The following is a 7,257-nucleotide window of genomic DNA, read 5'->3' as shown; positions in this document are numbered from 1 at the left end:
TGCCTAAAGGTGTTCCCCAATACTTATAATCCCAAAAAGAAAATGTGGAAGTAAATACTGTACTATCTGAAAGTACACCCTGTGCTTCTTCCCAACACGAGGGCCAAGTAGAAGAGAAATACTCTGTATAAGGCAAAGGTTCAACCCCACAAGGCGTTTTAAAAAAGAGACTGCCTTGCCACATACTTACATCACTACTAGAACATACATTTCTTACATAGACATGATAATTTGTATTTGGACTCAGTCCTGAAACATGAACTGAATCTATAGTAGAGTAAACAACATTACTTACATTGGGTTGCGATCCAGCATTAACGATGGATACCTCGTACCCTTGAACAGGTAAAATATGATTAACTAATACATCTACACTATTACCTTGAATATTTGCTAAAGAAAAATTACTAGGAGCAGAACAAGAGGGAACTTGACCTAGATAAAAGTTTTCAACAAAGATCTTCATTCCACCATCTTTGTTTTTCGAGGACACATAAAACCCAATTTTAATTTTTCCCGTGTAGGCAGATAGATCATACATCTGGTAAAAATCGGATAAATTAGGCCGGTTTGAAAACGTATAGATTTCGAGTGCATTATTAATGTCCCATGTTATTCCATTATCTGTAGAGATTACAATAGCAACAGTATCATCAATTCCCCATCCATAATACTGATTGATGTTGTAGTCCACATTTCTAATTTTGCACTTTAAATAATCTCCATTGCCTGATAATGAAATACTCGGCGAAATTAGCCAATCATTAACAGCAAAATATCTAAGATCCATACTGGAGCTTAAAACATTCATATCCCAGTTGGAAGATTTCGCAATCATTTGAGTTGAATCTGTTAGTATGCCTATGCCAGTGGTCCAGCAATCATTACTGAAAGTATAATTTACAGTATCGCTAGGACATTCTGTATGAACTGGTAATGCTCCATACCACGGACTATTTATACTACCACATTTCGTTCTGATATAAATATCGTAAGTTTCATCGGGTAATAGATTGGTAATTTGTAGTTCCTTGTTACTTATTATTGTATCCTGACCAGTACCAATTGAAAAACCATCCAAACCATATGCTACCTCCCATTGATTTGAAATTGTATCCTCCCATTCTAAAAAGATATTCTTGTCATCAGCATATTTAACATGTAGACGATTTGGACGTTTACAGCTAGGTATTTGTTCTATTCTGAAATTGTCTATCCCAATAATACTATAACTATTTGCTATAGTATTAATATTATAAAAACCGAACTTAACAGGACCGTTGGTGCTCGGTATAGGAATACTTACATTTTCGTAACTATCCGCTGGTAAATGATTAATACTCCATTGAGCCAGTACATTACTTTTGTCCCAGGTCTCTCCATTGTCATATGAAATAACAAAGTTTAAGGTATCATCCTCTGCCCATGCAGACGAGTAGTATTTTCCATCCCAAACATATTCATTTTTTAAATCGAAATTCACTTGCATATTAGAACCCGAAACTTGTATACTTGGAGAAACAATCCACTCTCTAAAATTGGTTTGATATTGATTAAATCCAGTTTGTCCTCCAACCAAATATATACCCGTTTGATTGATAAACTCTAACCTCGAATTCGTATCCAATCTTCCCTTTCGGTAATGCCAACATGATGCATTACCATCAAAATCTTCTAAAAATGGGGTAGGCTGTGTGGCGCATTCTGTAATAAAATAAACGGGACCAACCCAAGCACTTGTATCACCAACGCCACAAACATTTCTGATATAACTCTCATAACGCGTAGCTGAAGTAAGACCTAAAATTAAAGCCGAATCTATTGAACTTGTCAAAACAGTACCCGAACCAGAATTCATAAAATTAACCAATCCGTATTTGATTTGGTAATCTCCAGAACTTATAGGGTCTTCCCAAGTCAGAAATAAATCTGTTTGAGTTATGTCAACAGGACTTACATTTTTGGGCTTTGGACAGCTTTGATTAATACCTAGAAGGGTTAATTGTAATAATTTATCAACCTTCGAGTTCGGACCTTGTAAAGACAAATCTATATCTCCATTAACACTCCAAGTACGACGAGTTGCTCCATTTCTGTAACTCCAATAAAAACCTTCATGATAATCACCATAATATTTCCCATTCCCCTTTTCTTTTATTCCAACAACCAAATTGCTATTACCTGAATAACTATACGGTACAGGAAAATCTATTTGTATATAATCTGTACCCCAAACTTTGGTTATCTGGACACTCGTGTCACTTACTAATTCCAAGAGTGACGTGTCTATTAATCCTATATTCTGAAAGTTATTAGAACTAGTTTCTCCTAGATATACCTCAAAATCATCGTTTCCACCTAAATAAAAACCTTCACTTACATACAATTTTATTCCTGTAATATTGCCTGCCCCTTTAATTTCATCTTTGTGATAAATAGACTGGAAATAATTACTTTCCATACCAATTTCAAATGGAAAATCATAAGAATGATTGACTGAGCTCGTTAAGTCAATTTGAGTATATGCAATGCTACAACTCAAAATCAAAGCGATTAAAATAAGTAGTTTCATAAGGGTGATTTTATCTAGGGCAAAAATACAGAAAGTATCAAAAAACAAGTTAATTATCACTTATTAAATGTCAGTATATAAACAGCATTAAGCTGTGAAACACTGTTCTCTAAAGTTTCTTTTCGCTGTATTTGTGAAGGCAAACCTAAACTATCATAGAAAAACAAATAACTCTCTTCACTCACAAAATCATAGGCTATGAAAAGACTGTCCTTAATCTCTACCAATAAATTATTTGCATAAGTAAAAGATTTTTTATGTTCTATTTCACCCTCATTACTTTTATGAAAAAGTAATACACCGCTATTACTATAAATATTACGTTGCAAGGTATCACCACTTGCTTCAACCCCATAACAACAGAGCATTTGAGGACTCTTTAAACTTCCAGTAACGCTATAAACAGATTTATTTAGACTATCCCTTAGATAGTTTAATTGCTGCATGGATCCATTCACGCATAAAACTTCCGACTTTCTTCCCTTGTATATGTAAGTGCTATCAATATCGTCCATCGGTTCCAAGTAAGCATCTGTGATATTTTCTAGAAGAGGATCATAGAAATGTCGCTTTTTATATTTGCTAAACACTTTTTGCCTCACTTCCACCCTACCACAAGGATCAGTTTTCCCCATTTTAAATTCTTTGCTCGAGATTAAAATATCATCATAAAACTCTTGCTTATGCATGGAACGTAATCCCCCCTCTCGGTTGAAATTAAACCTTACTCTTCGCTTGGGTAATGCAACAGTATAGTCAACACCCTTTTCAAAGTCTTCCGCTAAAAACTCCTTTATTTCGATGTGCTTAATACCTAAACTATCAATATATTTCTCGGACCACCAGTAGGGTAAGTTAGTATTCTCAAAATCCATATCTAAACCATAAGTATTGGTAAACACACCTTTGTAATCTACCTTCAAATTTAAAGGCGCAATATCTTGCTTATCCTCCACAATTTCTGTGGTGCAAGCACTTAAAAACAATACAAAAAGTAGGGCGTATTTCATTCTAGGTTGAAGATACGCAGAATTCCCCTATTTTAAAATTAAGGCTGAATTATCGGTCCAATATTTATTAATAGATCTTCTTGAGATAGCAAACGAAAAAGGCACCCTAATCATTAGGATGCCTCTCTGGTTTATCTTACAAATGATTTATTGGACCACTAACCTTTCAACCGTGGTATACTCCCCTTTTTTTATTTCTATGAAATAAATACTCGGACGTAGTTCTTGTACATCTATTACCACCATTTCATTCACTGGTATTTCAATGAAATCATCTTGCAGACTACTGCCTTTAGTATCATATATTCTATAACTCGTTTTTTCTGTTGAACCTAAAACCCTTAGATTTATTTTCCCCTGTGTTGGATTTGGAAAAAGTTCAACCTCTATTGAGGCAGATACATTAATTGTAGATGCATTACAATCATAAGAGGGATCAACGATTAAGAGTACCGTTGCGGTATCACTAGGACATACTGTTCCTTGAACCACATAATAATAATTGTATTGACCAGGAATATTGCCGGAAAGATTACTATAGTTCACAACCTCATTCCATTGGAAATCATACCAGGTTCCCCCTAGGTTAATCGTTTGTCCGTCAAACGCTGTAAATAAATTAACCGGACAATTTTTATAGGTATGAATGGCTGTACCCACTCCTGCTTGAGGTAGTTCTTCCATCTGAACGAATACAGAAATGGTATCGGAAGCACAACCTAAATTCGATATATAACCTAATGGTACTTGTCCTCCCGTAATATTATTTAGTATCAAGTGACTTCCTATTATATCGCTACTTATCTCTAAACTATCTGAGAACCATACTCCTTCTTCGTTTGGATATTGAGTCAATAAATTATTTAAATCCGTGCTTATTGCTGACATACAAATCCCCGGATTATTCACAAACTGAATATCATCTAAATCATCCGGGTCTGTTAACCTCAAAGAGAATTCTCCTCCTTGGGCAGTATTATCGTCATCAGAATACATCATGAAATACGTATTTCCCGGTATTAATCCACATACCACCCAATCAAAAGAAACAAGGTTGGTATCAAACATCGAATTATCATTGGCACTGATCAATGTAAATGCATTAGAATTATTTACATCCGTTGTACTAAATATTGCCGCTTTATTGGCCACATTCATGGGCTGACCAAAAGATTTATTCAAATGATCTATCCCCGTTGCATCTATAATTACGCTTCCTGATGCCGGTGCAACAAAGTTAAACCAAGCAACATTATTCGCATTTCCATTCAGCCATCCTGTTTGTGTATTACCTGTAGATATTGTACTACTGAGTGTGTTATTGATTGCAGCTGTAGCAATGTTCTGATTCGTATAACTCAGAGCCACACCATTTACACTTACAGAAGTGGATGTTGACGGCGTTGAATTGATGGGTGCATTGGCAGGTATGGGTGTTGGATAGCATGTCCAATCGCTAGAATCTACATATACACCTTGGTTATAACAGTAACGGTGTGCACATACCTCCAACATCATTGAAGTATTTAGGTTATTATCAACTATTGAGTCTATGGATAATGGCGTTTGAAAAACGGAACTGTACTGAGTGTAATTTGTACTTCCAACATACTTATAATCTATCCAATAATTAAAACTATAGTTAGTGTTGGTATTATCCAAAGCTACAATCAAGGTATCATAATGTACATCAGCATCTATAATGTTTGGAGCTGTACACGATGCAAATTCAAATGAATCGATGAGTACCGGACCTTGTGCTGCAAACCCACAATTCGTATGAAAATAAACATCATAAGTAGTTCCTGGTAATAAACCGTTGATACCAGCAACGAATTCAATTTGATTGGTTCCGTTAACAGTAGTAACTGTACCCGTACCAGGAGTAAATCCTGAAGGACCGTATTCCACCGTCACACTGGAGTTGGTATTCGTCCAAGAATACTCAATGAAGCTTTCACTTAAATCCAGACGCGCTAAGTTCAAAATAGGATCACAAATTGTTGGTTGTAGGTATACACAACTATTTCCTTGTAAATAACTCGCATCATTCATAGAAATATCCAAATTCTGAATAGGACCTCGAACACCTATCTCCGCATCTTTCCCATAATCATACAAGGGATTAGAGAAATTTACGTCATCATAGATGAAATAACAATTGCCCGTACTCTCCTCCAAGACAATTTCAAAGTTGATTCTGTCCGCATTATTTTGCGTTGTAGAAATAAAACCTCTGTCTTTCCACTGCACAATAAATTTTCTATTTGGAGTCGTTCCCTGCGTAAAAGAATATACACCATCAGTTAAAACACCATTTGTATAAGCAGATAAGGCCTGATTAAAGACGAATAATCCATTTTGTGTAGAAGAAGCTATATCTGTGCCAATCGTTCCTGTTTGCGTACCTAAAATAAGTGCTCCATCATGACCTACAGTTACGTTATTTATGAGCTGCCCCTGGAATTCGAAACCAAAGGGTAAGGTTAATCCAGTGGTCTGACCATTGGTTAAGTTTAAATTTGTTCCAATTGAACTTATGTCAATAAAACTTGGACATTGCCCTGGAACATTATTGATGTACAAAGGTAAATTAGAAGTTGCCGCAATTATACAGGAGGAGGCTGAGGTATCTCCTGGAGCACATATTGCGCGCACACAAATTTCATAAGTAGAATTTGGAGTTAGACCAACCAAGGTACCACTCGCAGTTAAAATGGTCATCGTACTTCCCGTTCCCTGCTGAAAACCCAATGGGCCATACTCTACAATAAATTCTGTAGCTTGACCGCTTATAAAGCTAAATCCTATAGAATTTGCGGTAATACCATAACTGGTCAAATTTGAAATGGGACTACATACTCCACCGTTGATGATAACACTAAAATCTAAAATGTTTCCTATGGCAATATTTTGGTTACCATCTAAAGGTGCAATACCTCCTTTCTCTAGCATTATTCGCATTTTTACCAAGCCATTCACGGCAGTACTCGGAATCGTAAAAACATAATTATCACTACCCGCAACACTCACGTTATTTACTAAAATGGATTCATTGGATTCAAAAACACCGTTATCATTATAATCTATCCATGCTTCCAAGATACTATTATAAAATGTACCATTACACGTTGCTAAACTTACATCTAAAGAGTAAGTAGAGCCGGCTTGTACCTGCGCGGTCAAATTGCTATAATTTCCAAAACTACTTGTACTCGTGCAGTTCTGACTCAAAGCGATGGAGTTGGATGTTGCATTATTCAATTGAACACTATCCACATAGATAGCACTGTGTACTTGTGCTTGCGGAATTGAATAATTCTGACTATAAGCAATGCCAAAACACACGATCACGAATAGTAAGGAAATGTAAATATTTCTCATAATGGTGGGGTTATTTAACACCATGAACGAAATATATAATGTTTACGTTGGTCAGCTACTTTATTTATTAGAGCATAAGGCTGTTCCCCTCCTTCACATCCGGGTCGCGTCAAACGTTCTACTCCGTTGTTTGCCGCTTAGTGGTCTATGGTCAAACACAAAGTTTCGTAAAGTCACTTTCTGTTTTCGCTATTCCACACAGCTGCATCCAACCGGGGTGCCACTCCTACCGCTAACAGATGACTGTAAGAGTATGAATATGTAAAGCTAATAGGTACAGAGTTTCGATCT

The 7,257-nt window shown here is 36.1% G+C and carries 3 protein-coding genes; all 3 read right to left on the bottom strand.

The annotated features are described in order from the left end of the window. Positions 1–2,572, bottom strand: a 2,572-nt coding sequence (locus tag R3333_RS11095; RefSeq protein WP_318958847.1) for a fibronectin type III domain-containing protein, incomplete at its 3' end; no start/stop codon positions are given. A gap of 56 nt (positions 2,573–2,628) precedes the next feature. After that, positions 2,629–3,582, bottom strand: coding sequence for a hypothetical protein (locus R3333_RS11090; protein WP_318958846.1), 954 nt, complete (start codon positions 3,580–3,582; stop codon positions 2,629–2,631). Between the two features lie 147 nt (positions 3,583–3,729). After that, complete coding sequence (locus tag R3333_RS11085; protein ID WP_318958845.1) at positions 3,730–6,966, bottom strand: GEVED domain-containing protein; 3,237 nt, start codon at positions 6,964–6,966, stop codon at positions 3,730–3,732. Between the last annotated feature and the right edge of the window lie 291 nt (positions 6,967–7,257).

The sequence above is a fragment of the Lishizhenia sp. genome, assembly GCF_033720595.1.
In the GTDB taxonomy this organism is placed as follows: domain Bacteria; phylum Bacteroidota; class Bacteroidia; order Flavobacteriales_D; family Crocinitomicaceae; genus Lishizhenia.
Note: the sequence above shows the minus strand (reverse complement) of the source record. Positions and strands in the feature narration are given on the sequence as shown.

Excerpts from the sequence above, each read along its gene's own strand:
- R3333_RS11090 (WP_318958846.1), bottom strand. The coding sequence starts at position 3,582 with ATGAAATACGCCCTACTTTTTGTATTGTTTTTAAGTGCTTGCACCACA.
- R3333_RS11085 (WP_318958845.1), bottom strand. The coding sequence starts at position 6,966 with ATGAGAAATATTTACATTTCCTTACTATTCGTGATCGTGTGTTTTGGC.